At 47.0% G+C, this 14,898-nt stretch carries 12 protein-coding genes; 7 read left to right on the forward strand and 5 right to left on the reverse strand.

All coding sequences use genetic code 11. The features are described 5' to 3' along the window. Window positions 1–229 precede the first annotated feature (229 nt). From AC1XUF_RS17690 to AC1XUF_RS17705, 4 genes are all read left to right on the forward strand, one after another. A complete protein-coding gene (locus tag AC1XUF_RS17690) occupies window positions 230–3,415 on the forward strand; it encodes a SusC/RagA family TonB-linked outer membrane protein (RefSeq protein WP_483343153.1) in 3,186 nt (1,061 codons plus the stop codon). A gap of 20 nt (window positions 3,416–3,435) precedes the next feature. After that, a complete protein-coding gene (locus tag AC1XUF_RS17695) occupies window positions 3,436–5,025 on the forward strand; it encodes a SusD/RagB family nutrient-binding outer membrane lipoprotein (protein WP_483343154.1) in 1,590 nt (529 codons plus the stop codon). Between the two features lie 107 nt (window positions 5,026–5,132). Further along, on the forward strand, window positions 5,133–5,648 hold the full coding sequence (locus AC1XUF_RS17700; protein ID WP_483343155.1) for a cupin domain-containing protein: 516 nt from the start codon (window positions 5,133–5,135) through the stop codon (window positions 5,646–5,648). Window positions 5,649–5,691: 43 nt separating this feature from the next. After that, window positions 5,692–6,585, forward strand: a complete 894-nt coding sequence (locus AC1XUF_RS17705) for a DUF72 domain-containing protein (RefSeq protein WP_483343156.1) — start codon at window positions 5,692–5,694, stop codon at window positions 6,583–6,585. A 1-nt stretch (window position 6,586) separates the two neighbouring features. Here AC1XUF_RS17705 and AC1XUF_RS17710 read toward each other — a convergent pair whose 3' ends face one another. Continuing rightward, window positions 6,587–7,537, reverse strand: coding sequence for an MBL fold metallo-hydrolase (locus AC1XUF_RS17710; protein ID WP_483343157.1), 951 nt, complete (start codon window positions 7,535–7,537; stop codon window positions 6,587–6,589). 219 nt (window positions 7,538–7,756) lie between these two features. On the opposite strand from AC1XUF_RS17710, the gene AC1XUF_RS17715 reads away from it, so the two are divergent. From AC1XUF_RS17715 to AC1XUF_RS17725, 3 genes are read left to right on the forward strand one after another with little or no spacing between them, the layout of a single operon-like run. After that, window positions 7,757–8,206, forward strand: a complete 450-nt coding sequence (locus tag AC1XUF_RS17715) for a GNAT family N-acetyltransferase (RefSeq protein WP_483343158.1) — start codon at window positions 7,757–7,759, stop codon at window positions 8,204–8,206. A gap of 45 nt (window positions 8,207–8,251) precedes the next feature. Then, complete coding sequence (locus AC1XUF_RS17720; protein WP_483343159.1) at window positions 8,252–8,626, forward strand: VOC family protein; 375 nt, start codon at window positions 8,252–8,254, stop codon at window positions 8,624–8,626. Window positions 8,627–8,639: 13 nt separating this feature from the next. Further along, window positions 8,640–9,746, forward strand: a complete 1,107-nt coding sequence (locus AC1XUF_RS17725) for an AI-2E family transporter (RefSeq protein WP_483343160.1) — start codon at window positions 8,640–8,642, stop codon at window positions 9,744–9,746. Window positions 9,747–9,776: 30 nt separating this feature from the next. Here the strand turns inward: AC1XUF_RS17725 and AC1XUF_RS17730 are convergent, their stop codons facing one another. From AC1XUF_RS17730 to pdxR, 4 genes are all read right to left on the reverse strand, one after another. Further along, on the reverse strand, window positions 9,777–11,078 hold the full coding sequence (locus AC1XUF_RS17730) for an ABC1 kinase family protein (RefSeq protein ID WP_483343161.1): 1,302 nt from the start codon (window positions 11,076–11,078) through the stop codon (window positions 9,777–9,779). Between the two features lie 2 nt (window positions 11,079–11,080). Then, window positions 11,081–11,755 carry a TetR family transcriptional regulator C-terminal domain-containing protein gene (locus AC1XUF_RS17735; RefSeq protein WP_483343162.1) on the reverse strand — a complete coding sequence of 225 codons (675 nt, stop codon included), beginning with the start codon at window positions 11,753–11,755 and terminating at the stop codon, window positions 11,081–11,083. Window positions 11,756–11,921: 166 nt separating this feature from the next. Further along, window positions 11,922–13,301, reverse strand: coding sequence for a D-arabinono-1,4-lactone oxidase (locus AC1XUF_RS17740; protein ID WP_483343163.1), 1,380 nt, complete (start codon window positions 13,299–13,301; stop codon window positions 11,922–11,924). 64 nt (window positions 13,302–13,365) lie between these two features. Continuing rightward, window positions 13,366–14,853 carry a MocR-like pyridoxine biosynthesis transcription factor PdxR gene (gene pdxR, locus AC1XUF_RS17745; protein WP_483343164.1) on the reverse strand — a complete coding sequence of 496 codons (1,488 nt, stop codon included), beginning with the start codon at window positions 14,851–14,853 and terminating at the stop codon, window positions 13,366–13,368. Window positions 14,854–14,898 lie beyond the last annotated feature (45 nt).

Consider the following 14,898-nt stretch of genomic DNA (forward strand, 5'->3'; position numbering starts at 1 on the left):
ATTGGGGCAAAATTGTACCAGAAGAAAATAAACTATACAATGTGAGTCAAAAAGGCACTTTTTGAGCCCTTACCCCGCAATTCAAATTCGCACAACGTTAAAAATGTGTCATTTTTAGCTAAAATAACACTATATAGATGTGCACGAACCCGTGGTATATTTGATTTAATTTCTATCATTATTTCCTTGTCTACCAAAATCTATTAACCTATCCAGAGTAAGAAAGAGTATGAAAAAAAATCTACTGATGAAGATGTTGGTACTGCTCTCTGTGCTCGCCCTCCCGGGTTATGCGCAGGAAATGACAGTATCCGGAAAAGTAACGGATGCAAGCGGCGGTGACATTGCCGGTGTGAACGTAGTCGTTAAAGGTACCACCAGGGGTACTTCAACCAATGATAAAGGGGAATATAGCGTTACTGTCGAAAAGGGGAAGACTTTAACATTCAGCTATATCGGTTATGTAACCAAAGAAGTAGTAGCCAATGCCACCGTCTTGAACGTGTCCCTTGCGGCCGAAGCGACTGCTCTAAATGAAGTTGTAGTAACCGCGCTTGGTATCAGCAGGGACAAAAGAGCGCTCGCATATTCAATCACAGAAGTCAGCGGAAGCAACCTGACCGCCGCCCGGGAAGCCAATCTTGGCAATGCCCTGGCCGGCCGTGTCGCCGGCGTGAACGTAAGCAAGGTCGCTTCCGGGCCTGCCGGTTCGTCCCGTGTAATTATCCGTGGTAATAAATCATTGCAGGGAAACAACCAGCCATTATATGTGATCGATGGTATCCCGATGGACAACAACAACTTTGGACAGGCAGGTCTGTGGGGAGGATCCGATGAAGGGGATGGTTTGTCCAGTATCAACCCCGATGATATTGAGTCTATTACGGTGCTAAAAGGTGCGAACGCGGCCGCTCTTTACGGTTCCCGCGCGGCAAATGGCGTAATCAACGTGACCACCAAGCGTGGCACAAAAAGAAAAGGGATCGGCGTGGAATTCGGGTCGAACTATGTATTTGAAAAAATGATCGATCTTTCTGATTTGCAACATTCTTACGGCGCAGGAGGCTACGCCAACGGCGTCGCCGTGAAACCAATCAATCAAAACCAGGCGTATGAATGGGGTGATGATTCCTGGGGGCCAAAATACGACAATAGTCAGGTTATAGGCTTCGACGGAAAAATGCGTCCCTATTCCTATGCCGGGGACAACTTCTCAAGGTTCTTCCAAACTGGTCATGCTTTTACAAACAATCTGGCATTCTCCGGCGGAAATGAAACCCAAAACTTCCGTGCGTCTGTCACAAACCTGAAAAGCACTACCATTATTCCCAATTCCGGGTTCGACAGGATCAACCTTTCTCTGTCGACCAACGCGAAATTTGGCAAAAAACTTTCGCTGGATGCAAAAGTGCTTTACTCAGAAGAAAAAGCAAAAAACCGTCCTAATCTGTCAGACTCGCCAGGTAATGCAATTCAGGCTGTCTGGCGTACACCTGGGAATTACAACATTCTCGACTATTACGGAGATCCCAACAAACCAGGCGCCATACCCGCCGGCACTGACGCTGCGAGCCTGAGTATCTGGGGTAAAGAAGTGGGCGAAGAATTCCAGCAGGCCAATAACAACTGGGGGCAAAACCCATACTGGACTGCTTATCAGTTCATTAAAACTGATAAGAAAAACAGGATCATTACTTCCGGCCAGTTGAAATACCAGCTTACCGACTGGCTTTTCATACAGGGACGTGTAGGGATGGATAAATACGAACGACGCTCGGAAGCCCTCACACCAGAAGGTACAGGTTATCAGCGCGGGGGCGCCAGAAGCATGGGAACCTGGAATGTCTCAGAAATCAATGCAGAATATACCATTGGCTTCAACAAGGAGTTTGGCAAGCTGGGTATCACCGCTTTCGGAGGTGGTAACCGTATGAGAAGAAAATATGACTATGTGAACATTTACGGTAACGGGTTCAATGTCCAGTTCTTCCCTGCCCTCAATAACGTACAGGGTAAATCGTGGGATTACGACGTCAGCGAAAGCGGCATCAACTCACTGCTCGGATCGGCAGAAGTTTCATGGGACGGCTACTTGTTCCTGACCGCTACTGCACGTAACGACTGGTTCTCGGTGCTCAACCCTGCTACCAACAGCATTCTTTACCCTTCTCTGGGAGGTAGCTTCGTATTCTCTGATGCTTTAAAGTCACTTCCATCCTGGGTTTCATACGGTAAGGTACGGGCATCGTGGGCACAAGTAGGTAATGCTACAATTGGGCCATACGCCACCAACCTGACCTATTCACTTAACGGAAACCCACATTTGGGATATCCGATGGCTTCCTTCTCTCAGGCTATGGGTAACGGCGGTAACATCCCCAACCCGAACTTGAAACCATTGACTGTGACAGAAACAGAACTCGGTATTGACTTCCGCCTTTTCAATAACAAGCTAGGTGTTGACTTTACCTATTACGATCAACAAACAACCAATGACATCCTGAATGCTACCATTTCGAGGGCGTCCGGCTTTGGCAGTACATCCGTTAACCTGGGTAAACTTCAAAACCGTGGTATCGAGCTCCTTTTGACATTTACTCCAGTCAAGACCAACAACCTGAACTGGGATATGACTCTAAACCTTGCCAAGAACAACAATAAGGTTAAGTCATTGATTGAAGGCACTACTGAACTTGTAATGGATGAGCCCCGCACCAGAAATTCATACATCAAGAATATCGTCGGCCAGCCTTTCGGTATGATCACAGGACGTGTTCAAAAAATGTCCCCCGATGGCCAACCCGTATTCTATAGCGACGGACGTCCTGTTGGAACGTCAGGTTATGAGATCATCGGAAACGGTATTGCCAAGTTGACCGGCGGTTTGACCAACGCATTCAACTACAAAGGGATCGACCTTTCATTCCTGGTGGATTTCAAAGTGGGTGGCGACATTCTTTCAGGTACCAACATGAGGCTCGATCAGTGGGGACTGAGCAAACGCTCCCTGCAGGGAAGACAAGGAGAGGCTACGCTGACTGTGACCGGTGTAACACAAGAAGGAACTGAATACAAGCCGTTTACCAAAACCCTGACTCCGCAGGAAGCCTACAATTATTGGGGTTCAGTAGGAGGCGAGGCAGATGCGGTCACTACCATGTATCTGTACGATGCTTCTTTTGTGAAACTGCGACAGCTGACATTGGGCTACTCTGTCCCTAAAAGGTTCCTGGAAAAAACGCCTTTGCAGGCACTTTCGCTCTCTTTTGTTGGTCGTAACCTGGCGATCCTTTTCAAGAATGTTGACAATATTGACCCAGAGTCAAACTATTCCAACGGAAACTCTCAGGGATTTGACTATTTCGGATTCCCGTCAACACGTAGTTACGGTTTCAACTTAAGAGCAACATTCTAATTCTGACCAAAATGAAAAACATGAGAAAATATATAAAGTATGGGTTAGTCGCAGTATTGGCAGCAGGATGCGATACCCAGCAATTGCACGATCTGAATATCAACCCGCAGGCACTCAACGAAGTAGATCTTAACCTGATCTTCACGACGACGGAGCTGGCTATCGCGTCCAATGGTTCAACCGGCGATAACCGTTACATCGATTGGCGGACCAACATTGGCTGGTGCGCTTACGCAATCCAGCAGTTGGCAAGCTCCGGAGGCGGTATCTCCCCGGGTGATAAGTATACAAACAATGCCGAAACCAACGCGGCCCCGTTCGAATTTACTTACAATGACCAACTTAAAAACATCGCTGAAATCCTGAAGCAATCGGGCCCGGGCGGATTTGCGGAAGGAAAGTATACCAACATGCGCCAGGCAGCACGGATCATCCGCGCATTCAGCTTTGCACGCCTGACAGACTTTTATGGCAATGTTCCCTACACCGAGGCCAACCAGGGTACCAGCGGTATCTTCTTCCCGAAATACGACACCCAGGAAGCAGTGTATACCGATCTGTTGAAAGAACTGGACGAAGCCTGCTCAACCCTCAGTGCCAGCAACCCGGAGGAAAATTTCGGGGCGCATGATTTCATTTACAATGGTGACATTGCGAAATGGAAGAAATGGGGCTACTCCCTGATGCTGCGTTTGGCGATGCGCATTTCTAATGTAGATGCTGCCAAGGCCGCCACCTATGTAACCAAAGCCGCCGCGGGAGGCGTTTTCTCCAGCAACGCAGATAATGTCTGGGTTAAAATGGCCGACGGACCAAGTGAGTGGGTTAACCAGAACGGAATTTCCCGGGCATTCGACCCAGGGGACGGCGGACAGCCCTCTTACCTGAGCGCGACATTGGTAGACTTTCTGAAAGGCACCAACAAGACCACCGTCGCCGACGACGATCCGCGCCTGATGATCATCAGCGGCGGTATCGGAGAATGGACCGCTTCGGCTTACACACCGATCACCCTGGATCCTTTGCAACAAAAAGGGATGCCGAACGGCTACGACCAGGCCATGCTCGACAAGCTGGAAGGCAAGACCGTTGATGTCCCCAAGACTTATTCCCGCATCAATGTGAAAATGCTGCAGGATTCAGATCCTTATATGATCATGAATTATGGTGAGGTCGAACTCCTTCTGGCCGAAGCGATTGAAAGAAAAATCGGTAGCGGTATCGCCGGAACTGCCAAATCTCACTACGATGCTGGCGTGAAGGCTTCGATGCAAATGTATACCCCTTACGACGCGAGCCTGACTGTGTCGGACGCAGCCGTAACCGCCTATCTCACAACCTATTCCTACGGAGTGACGAAGCCCGCGTTAGAAATGATCGGCGAGCAGCTCTGGGTCAACAAATTCTTTAATTGGTGGGAAGCATGGTCCGACTGGAGAAGAACAGGATATCCTAAACTTACCCCCACCAACTACCCTGGGAACCTCACAAACGGCACTATACCTGTGAGACTGAAATATCCGACTAACGAAATAGCTGGTAATCCCAACTATCAAACAGGAGCAACCTTGCCAGACGACTTTACCACCAAGGTATGGTGGGATAAATAAGTATAAATTAGTAGATATAATTCAAAAGATGTCCTGAATATTTTGGGGCATCTTTTTGTTTTTTATCCTAATTTTGACATTCACCCGATTATCATTAACTCTTTCGCATGATACAGTCATTCTCAGCAACAGCCGATAAGGATGTTGTTTTTGCCAAAGTACAACAGTTTATAGACGAACAGGGATTTACAGTTGTAAGTAAAGACCATTCCCGCCCATGGGGTGGTTTTTTTGTTTTAGAAGAAAGTGAAGCACCCAAGTTCATATCTACATTTTTCCCGCATTTATCCCTGGAAGACTTTGCTGGTTATGAGAAACTGAGCCCGAAAATATTGGTGGTTGCGCCTAACAAACGTCTTTCGTGGCAATACCATCACCGCCGCGCCGAGATATGGAAGGTGATTGGCGGCAATGCAGGTATTGTTATCAGCGACACGGACGAAGAAACCGAACTCCGGCAATTGCCGATCGGTACGGTAATCGATTTGAAAAAAGGAGAACGCCATCGCCTGGTCGGAGTGGATGAGTGGGGTTTTGTTGCGGAAATATGGCAGCATACGGATCCGTCCAATCCTTCCGATGAAGACGACATCGTACGCGTTCAGGATGATTTCGGACGATGAGTTTTGAATAAAACGATCCATATCCTAACCTAACTTAGTCCCTATGAAATTCGGTAAAGTCGATAACCCCGATGAGATTGATTTTAAATTGCCCCCCGACCCGGCAATCAACAAGCAATTGCTGGCTGCCGCCGGAAACAAGGGCAAACCGAATATCTATATCGGATGCGCTAAATGGAACAAGGCGGACCTGAAAAGATTTTATCCGAAAGGGACCAAAGACGAGCTGGCATATTATGCTACTCAATTCAACAGCATTGAACTTAACGCCACGTTTTATAACAATTTCCCGCTGGAAACCATTGAATCCTGGTATAACAAAACACCGCCGGGATTCAGATTTTTCCCAAAAGTACATCAGGGAATAAGCCATTGGAAGCGGCTGAAAGATGCCAAAGAACCAATGGACCTTTACCTGGACGGGATCGCGCATTTGCAGGAAAAGCTGGGTATGATATTCCTTCAGATGCCCGACAATTTTGGTACAAAAAACTGGGAGACGTTAAAAGCCTTCCTCCAGGAATGGCCCTCCGGCTTTCCGCTGGCTTTGGAGCTGCGCCATACAGCCTGGTACGACGGCTCCTGGAACACCGAAGAACTCTACAAAGTGCTGGAAGAGAAAAATATCACACATATTGTCACAGATTCGGCCGGACGCCGTGATTTACTACATATGCGGTTGACGACGCCGACTGCATTCATCCGCTACAACGGGGCCAATGTCGATTCAGACTATACCAGGCTAGATGACTGGTTTGAAAGACTGAAACGCTGGATCGAAGAAGGTATTCAAAATATATTTTTCTTTGTCCACCAGAATCACGAGGAGGCATCTCCACTGTTATCGGGATACCTTATCCAAAAATTTAACGAGGAGCTGGGAATGGACCTCAAAGTTCCTGTCAATCCTGTAGCGCCGCAGCCAAAGTTGCTCTGAATTATTTGAGGTCGATCGCTATTCCCTGCTCGGGAAAAATCAGGTTTAAGTTCAGCGGATTATCCGAAGTCAGTTCCTGAATGATCGTCTTTTCATTGTTGCCGGTCGCCTTGATATGCGTTACGATTACGTTCAGCTTTTTCATTTGATCCTTGCCTGCCAACTCACCAAGCCGACCGAGTTCCCTCATAAACCATTTGGGTGTCAGGTGTCCGTATAACTGGCGGTCGGGCTGCGCGTTGGGGTAGGAAACTTCCAGTAATATCCCTTTTAGTTTTTTATCACGGACAAAAGGAGCTATTGCCTGCCAAACTAACTGCATTCTATCACTCTTCTCGACCTCGTCTGGCCCGGTATCGCCAAAGTAAAGCAAATAATCCTCCCCGCTTTTGATCAGGAACGCGGCACTTTCGTAAGGATTGCCATGACTGAGCCTGAATGCACGGACGGACATTTCTGTTTGAGGAATAGTTTGTATTTCACTATCTGCCAATAATTTATAATTATATTTTTTCAAAGCCGGAGAGTTACCTTCGTTTGCTACATTAGGCCAGCTCTGCCAGTTAAAGTAATGGTTCTTGACCGTCTCTATACAGGACGCAAATCCATAGAGATTTTTGACCGTATCATCCACCGAGTTGAGGATCATCCCCGACAAATGATCCAGGTGAGCGTGGGAAATCAAGTAAGCTTTGATATATTTTTTCAAAACTGTTTCCGCAGATACATCAAACACATTGTTGGCCACCGACTTTCGGATACCATTGCTCACCGTACCGGCATCCAAGCAGATATAGTGATATGAACCGGCCGGGGCAACCATATAAGCCGACAAATTGCCATCGTTCCCTCCGCCTTTGACACCCAGCGGGACAACTCTGAAGCCGCTCTGACCAAAACAAGCGTCACTCAGGACAACTATAAGCACGGTCAGGTAAAAAGAAATTCGCATGATTTTATTGAGCTTGATTCCGCGTCGGACGCCTCCCATGAAAGATAGAAAATTATGACGAACCAGTCGCTCCCATTAATCCGAAAGGATGAACCGATCGTTTCACAAGAGTTTTAACGAAAAACCCCATGCTTACGATGTTTTTGATAACTTGCCGGACGCAGGGCAAAAGCACACCCGATACATACCAAACTTTTTGCATAAGCTGGACAATTAGTCATGATGACCATCACCCGGACCAACAGCGACAATCCTGATTTTCAAAAACTCACCGACAGGCTTGATATCGAGCTTTGCGACATCTACAACACCAAACCTGAAGACTTTGAAGAATACAACCGTATCACTAATCTGCAAACCGTGATTTTGGTCTACGAAAACGAGCTGCCTGTGGCATGCGGGTGTTTTAAAAAATTCGATGAAAATACGGCTGAATTGAAAAGAATGTACGTCACGCCCGCTTTTAGAAACAAAGGTATTGCGACGGCAATGGTATGTGAACTTGAAAACTGGGCACGCATGACCGGAAGTACCTACGCTATTTTGGAAACCGGCAAAAAGCAACCCGAAGCGATTTCAATGTACCACAAATTAGGATACCGGAATATCCCGGCATTTAGCAAGGATACCGAAACAGAGAATAGTGTTTGCATGAGAAAGCAACTTTGATGATACACCAGTCTAAACAACCCATCATAAAACTTCAACAAAACCATGAAATTTCAAGGATTAAGGACCACTATTTATAAGGTAGCGGATATCGATGCGGCCAAAGAATGGTATGCCAAAGCGTTTGAAACGGCACCCTATTTTGACGAGCCTTTCTACGTTGGCTACAACATTGCAGGCTACGAATTGGGATTGCAGCCGGAAGATGAGCACCCCGGCCTCAAAACGGAAAACGTTGTAACCTATTGGGGCACAGAGCAAATCGATTCTGAATATCAAAAACTTATTGGATTTGGTGCGACGGCGCATGAATCTCCGAATAATGTGGGAGGAGATATCGTCGTAGCCTCCGTCAAAGATCCTTGGGGAAATGTGATTGGATTGATTTACAATCCCGAATTTACGCTGAACGAAAGTTAGATCAACCAAACCCATGACCTCCACTGATACCCCCGCCTTCTACCAAAGATTTTCCCTCTCCCTACTGGCAATCGGGTTGATCATGCTTGCGATCTATCTTGGGCAGGACATCCTTGTTCCGCTGGCTATGGCCGGATTAATGGCCGTTTTGCTGAGGCCGGTAGAACGTTGGCTGATAAAGATCGGCATACCCAAAATTGTCGCGATCAGTTTGGCAGTCCTTCTTGCTGTGGTTATCGTGTCAGCAGTGGCGATCGTATTATCAATGCAGCTGGCGGATTTTTCGGACGAATGGCCGAGGCTGAAGAGAAATCTCAATGAGGTGTACCGCGACGTAAGGCGCTGGATCAGAAGAGAATACAGCGTAAGCTACTGGCAGCAGGAAAAATATCTTAAAAATGCCCAAACCAAAACGCTCGAAAATTTTCAGGGGGCGGAAACGCTTGGCGTAGTGACGGGCCCGCTGGGGACCCTGATCCTGATACCGATCTATGCATTCCTTTTGCTTTACTACCGCACCATGCTTCTACACTTCGCAGTGGTGCTGTTTGCCGAGAAACACAAGGAGAAGGTATTGGAAGGCCTCGGTCAAATCAAAACAATCATCCAGAGCTATATGGTCGGGCTGCTCCTCGAAACCACCGCCGTCGCCATTTTGAATTCGGTGGGGCTACTGATTTTGAATGTCCAATACGCCATATTATTGGCTATTATGGCTGCTATCCTTAATCTGGTTCCTTACATCGGAGGTCTTGTGGCAACCGGACTTGCGGTTATGGTCACTTTTATCAGCCATCCCGAACTGGACACTATCCTGGGTGTTGTGGGCGTATTCATCGCTGTCCAATTTATTGATAATAACTTTCTGGTACCTGTTGTGGTCGGGTCAAAAGTGAAAATTAATGCCCTGGTATCGATCCTCGGCGTATTGATCGGCGGTGCATTGGCAGGTTTGTCCGGAATGTTCCTTTCCATCCCGGCCATTGCGATGATGAAAGTCGTCTTCGACCGGGTCGACGGTCTGCAGCCATGGGGTATATTGCTGGGAGATCAAACCCCCGACGAGGCCAACAGCAATCTGTTCAGACTGGTCAGGAGAAGAAAAAAGACTGAAGAATAGGGGCGGACATCTTCCCGCCCCCATGGCATTTCAGGCAACAAACTGTTTTGTATCAATGGTCGCTTTCAGGTCGTGCAACAAGCTGAACAAACCAAAAAATGTTCTGTTGATGTAGATAAAATGTTTCGAACCACGGTTCACATTCATCTTTCTCAGCTCCTTGTCATTTGCATATTTTTCACCTAGCTCAGCCAGCTTGCCAAAGAACTGCTCGTCAGAAAAATCGAACTTTTCAGATTGGAAGGGCTGGGTCAGCAGCGACAATATTTCATGAAAAAGCTTTGAAAAATAAACGGTCTCTGCTTTGGTATCCTTCTCGGTCAGAATTTCAAGATCAAACAACCTGGCATAAAATACATCGGGGTTATTCAGGTTTTCCTGCTCCGCAAGCTCAAAATACGGATTGTAAAATGCCTCCGGAATTTCCTTGATACATCCGAAATCAATGGCGATCAGGTTGTCCTGGTCGTCGATCAGGAAGTTACCTGGATGAGGGTCTGCATGCACTTTCCGTAACTGGTGTACCTGGAACATGTAGAAATCCCAAAGCGCCTGCCCTATCCTGTCAGCACTAACCTGGTCGGGATTGGATTTACAAAACTCGGATAAATGTTTCCCCGTCATCCAATCCATGGTGATGACGCGCTCACTCGAATATTGGGGGTAATATTTCGGGAACCTAAGATTTGGGATATGCGCGCAGGCCTCGGCAATTTCACTGCTCTGGGCTATTTCAAGGTTATAATCGGTTTCTTCGGTCAGCTTGGTTTCAACTTCCTTAAAATACTTGTCCGAATCCTTCGCCTGAATGTTGAACATCTTGATAGCGATTGGCTTGACCATCGCAAGGTCCGAAGAAATGCTCTCGGCAACCCCGGGATACTGTATTTTCACGGCCAGTTCTTTCCCATCCAATGTGGCCTTATGTACCTGGCCAATGCTTGCCGCATTGATCGCATTTGGATTGAAGGTGTCGAACAAATCCAGGGGCGACTTGCCGAAGTATTTCCTGAACGTCTTCACCACCAGCGGGGCAGAAAGCGGAGGCACAGAAAACTGGGACAATGAAAACTTCTCGACATACTGCTGTGGAAGAAAATTCTTCTCCATACTCAGCATTTGGGCCACTTTCAATGCACTGCCTTTCAGGTTTTTAAGTCCGTCGTAAATGTCTTCGGCATTGTTGGTATTCAGATTATCGCGGGCAGTTTCAGGGCTAATGATCTTTTCGCCGTAATATTTCAAATAGTTGCCTCCGATTTTCACTCCTGTCGAAAGCAACTTGGTCGCACGCTGTATTTTTGAAGTAGGTATGCTGTCAATGGTCTCCATTCCTACCGTAACTTTTCTTTTATGAGAAATTTTCCAAAATCGATCACACTTTCCAATGGCGTCGTATCAATCAGGTCAAATGTGGCCCGTATCGATTTCTCGATAAATAAATCTGTTTTTTCAAAGCCGATGGACTCGTCATCCAGCCAGAATTTGAGCGTTACCATGAACTGAACCCACGCTCCCTCGTCCAACGCATCCTGCTGGGCTTTTCTGATCCGCTCACTTTTTGCCTTGAGGTATCCCGCGCTGATTTTCTCAATGAAGTTCTTGAATTCGGTGCGGAATTCTTTCAGCTTAAGTAGCCCGTTCAGCCTGTTTTTACTTTCGTTTAAAGCAAAAACAACATAGCTTCGGTTGGCTGTCAGGATCTCGAAGTAGGTGTAATAATAGGTCAGAAGTTTTTCCCGGAATCCCAACACATCTGCATCCCCGCTCTGGGCGATCAGGTTAACAGCAAACTTGTGAAATGTCACAAACACGCTTTTCTCAACCGCGTCGACGGATGAAAAATGCTTATAAAAATCCTTTTCGACGATGCCATTTTGCTTACAGAACAAATACACCGATTCCGGTTTCTTGTTGTTCTCCAAACAGTAATGCATGTATAACTCTGTGATTTTGTCGGCAGTAAGTTCCTGCGCGGCAGCCGGAAGCTCTTTCAATTTTGTTGCCATTATCTATTGAATTAACAAAGTGATGACTGGTATTCGGTAAAAACGACACGAATTGACTGGATCGTACCTTTAACTCAGTATCCGGACAACAAAAAAACTGCCTTGAAACATTCATTTCGAGACAGTTTTTTAGATAAAAGTATGGTGACCAGGGTTCTGATCAGATTTAGCCTTTGTAAACATTCAAATTCAAAAAGTCATTGCGAAACTTCCCTTTTGGATCATACTCCTTCGCCAGCGCTCTGAAATCCGCCATTTTTTCATACCGCTTTTCAAGTATTGCAGGTGAAATAGTAAACAATTTTCCCCAGTGCGGCCTGATGTTGTATGGCGAAAGTTCCTTTTCGATAACCGGGAGCAGCTTACTCACCGCCGACCAATCCTGCTTCCAGGTAAAGTGGATCGCCACCGCATCCTGCTTGTAACAGGGGCTCATCCAAAGGTCGTCCGCTGCAATGGTCCGGATTTCCGAAGTAAATAAATGTGGTGTAATCTGACTTCCCAACCTCGAAACAGCCATAATTGCATCCACTGCATTTTGTCTCGGCACAAAATATTCTGTCTGCAATTCTTTACCGCTGCTGGGCGTAAAGCCCATTTTGAAATGCGGCATACGTTCGTACCACGGACCCGGCACGCCCATTTGCGGCGTGCAGTTTTCGGCAGATAGTTCGGGGATCGGATGCAGGTTTTTGGTTGCCAGTTTTCCGCCGAAAAATTCCTTTTCCGGCGAAATTTTGGGCGCGGAAGCATTATTTGATTTATACTTTACCCAAACTTCCGTAATGTCATTGGTCGCCCAGTTGGTAAACAAGCTCACACTGTATCCACTGCCTTCGATCTTGTCAAAATTGTTTTTCAGCTGATCCAGCGGGACATTTTCGTACACATACTGCCCCATCAGAAAAGTCGGCTCCACATTCAATGTCACTTTGGTAACCACCCCCAGCGCCCCCAGGTTAACCACCGCCGCATTGAATTTCTCACCATCCTTCTTCTTGCTCAGCTGCACCACATCGCCACTTGCAGTCACGATTTCCATCGCTACGACCGCCGTCGCCAGGTTACCATTTTTCTCCCCCGAACCATGCGTCGCAGTCGCACATGCGCCCGCGACCGAAATGTGCGGCAAAGAAGCAAGGTTATGCAGTGCAAAGCCTTTTTTATGCAGATAGGGGCTCAGTTGACCATATTTCAGCCCGGAGTTGACAGTTACCGTTTTATTTTTTTCATCCAGAACAATGGATTCCTCTGCCGAAGTGAGCGAGATAAACTGGTCTTTGGTATCGGCAATGTTATTGAAGCAATGTTTCGTGCCAAGCACTTTAAGCTTCGGATATTTTTTTACGATTTGCTGGACTTCCGAAAGCGTTTTGGCCTGATCGAGTTTCTCGGTACTGTATTCCAGGTTACCTGCCCAGTTTTTAAGTTTGTCGGCCGCGTGGCTATGACCGTCCATATCGGATGCGGCCCAACCTTCAAGAGGCGAAAATAAGGGAGCTGTCATTAAAGCGGATGATAATTTGATAAAGGTGCGCTTTTTCATTTTATATGATTTTCTCACAAATTAATTGAATAATTCATGATAGCAACGCAGATCCGGAACGCGGCTAAATATTCTTTTCCAAAACATTCCTAAGGATCAAAACTGCCTCTTTCAATTCCGTTTCATTCATATTTCCGAAACCAAGCCGCATAGCACTCAGTTTTCCGGTCTGAAATAAGAGCGTTTGCGGCAGGTGGAGGTTTTGTTTCAGACAAGCCTTACTGATCCGCATGAGGTTAACATCCCTCCGCCATTCCGTCCAGATTGCCAGTCCGCCTGGAGGTGATTGAAATGACAAGTAATCGCCAAGATGTTCGCCCAGCATTTCGCTTAGCAAATCTCTCCGGTGATGATAAACCTTCTGCGCTTTTTTGATATGCCGCTGAATTTCACCTTCGTCGAGCAGTTCGCCCAATGCCTGTTCCATCATCAGGTCACCCTGCCGGTCGATGATCCGCCTGATTTTCCCCAACTCGGATATCAGGTTTTCGGGACCAACCATGTAACCCGACCTTAATCCCGGCGCCATCGCCTTGCAAAAAGAACCAACATACACCACCATGCCTGCGCTATCCGCACTCGCCAGAGGCAAAACCGGACTGCTGTTGTAGTGAAAATCATAATCATGATCGTCTTCCAGAATAATAAATCCGTGCTGGACCGACAGATTAAGCAATTCGACACGCCGTTCCGGGCTCAGGGTAACTGTTGTCGGATAGTGGTGGTGTGGCGTGATGTAAAGCATTCTGATCCTGGTTATCTCACACAATTTCCGCACAGCTTCCACGGAAATCCCCTGGTTATCAACCTCAACCGAAAGAATTTGTGCGCCGGCTTGCTGGAAAATCATGTTGGCCACATAATAGCTCAGGTTGCCGACCACCACCTGGTCCCCTTTTTTGAGCAGCAGCATGGAAGCCAGGTAAATGCCCATTTGAATGCCCCGTGTGGTGATGATATTTTTGCTTCCGACATGTAATCCACGGGTGTTATTCAGATAATTGGCCAACTTTTCCCTGAAATAGATATTCCCCTCTACATGTGAATAACTGAGGTATTTCCGGTTATTCTTCCTTTTAAGAACACTAGAATAAGCTTTGGCGAGCTTGTCCATGGGCGCGAGCCGGACATCGGGCAGGCCGTCTGTAAACTCCAGGTCAACATTCGAAACCGAAACGGGCCTGTCCAGCAGCATACTTTGATCGAAGCTAAAACCGGTGTTTTTGGGATAGCTCACAAGGTCCCTGGCATCAAACGGAAGGCTTTTTGATTCGCTGACCAACGACTTTTTAGTAACAAATGTCCCTTTGTTGGGAAGCATTTCAATCCAACCCTGCGCATCGAGTTCGTTATATGCCGCCACAACTGTTTTGCGATGTACATTCAGAATGTCGGCCAACGACCGTGTTCCCGGCAATTTCGCGCCGGTCACCAGCACGCCGCGCTGGATGGCATTGATCATCTGGCGGGCTATTTGCAGGTATATCGGCGTTTCTGCCAGTCTGTCCAGCAGGATCACATTTTTAAAGGGAATTTCAACCGGACTACTCATTATATTCAAACCGGGGTACTTGACCGGTCCGGCAAGATAGTATGT

It is taken from the genome of Dyadobacter sp. HNCC25DJ185 (assembly GCF_056895195.1).

What these genes read in the sequence shown, in the direction of transcription:
- AC1XUF_RS17690 (WP_483343153.1), top strand. Translation starts at nt 230, where the DNA reads ATGAAAAAAAATCTACTGATGAAGATGTTGGTACTGCTCTCTGTGCTC.
- AC1XUF_RS17695 (WP_483343154.1), top strand. Translation starts at nt 3,436, where the DNA reads ATGAGAAAATATATAAAGTATGGGTTAGTCGCAGTATTGGCAGCAGGA.
- AC1XUF_RS17700 (WP_483343155.1), top strand. Translation starts at nt 5,133, where the DNA reads ATGATACAGTCATTCTCAGCAACAGCCGATAAGGATGTTGTTTTTGCC.
- AC1XUF_RS17705 (WP_483343156.1), top strand. Translation starts at nt 5,692, where the DNA reads ATGAAATTCGGTAAAGTCGATAACCCCGATGAGATTGATTTTAAATTG.
- AC1XUF_RS17710 (WP_483343157.1), bottom strand. Translation starts at nt 7,537, where the DNA reads ATGCGAATTTCTTTTTACCTGACCGTGCTTATAGTTGTCCTGAGTGAC.
- AC1XUF_RS17715 (WP_483343158.1), top strand. Translation starts at nt 7,757, where the DNA reads ATGATGACCATCACCCGGACCAACAGCGACAATCCTGATTTTCAAAAA.
- AC1XUF_RS17720 (WP_483343159.1), top strand. Translation starts at nt 8,252, where the DNA reads ATGAAATTTCAAGGATTAAGGACCACTATTTATAAGGTAGCGGATATC.
- AC1XUF_RS17725 (WP_483343160.1), top strand. Translation starts at nt 8,640, where the DNA reads ATGACCTCCACTGATACCCCCGCCTTCTACCAAAGATTTTCCCTCTCC.
- AC1XUF_RS17730 (WP_483343161.1), bottom strand. Translation starts at nt 11,078, where the DNA reads ATGGAGACCATTGACAGCATACCTACTTCAAAAATACAGCGTGCGACC.
- AC1XUF_RS17735 (WP_483343162.1), bottom strand. Translation starts at nt 11,755, where the DNA reads ATGGCAACAAAATTGAAAGAGCTTCCGGCTGCCGCGCAGGAACTTACT.
- AC1XUF_RS17740 (WP_483343163.1), bottom strand. Translation starts at nt 13,301, where the DNA reads ATGAAAAAGCGCACCTTTATCAAATTATCATCCGCTTTAATGACAGCT.
- pdxR (WP_483343164.1), bottom strand. Translation starts at nt 14,853, where the DNA reads ATGAGTAGTCCGGTTGAAATTCCCTTTAAAAATGTGATCCTGCTGGAC.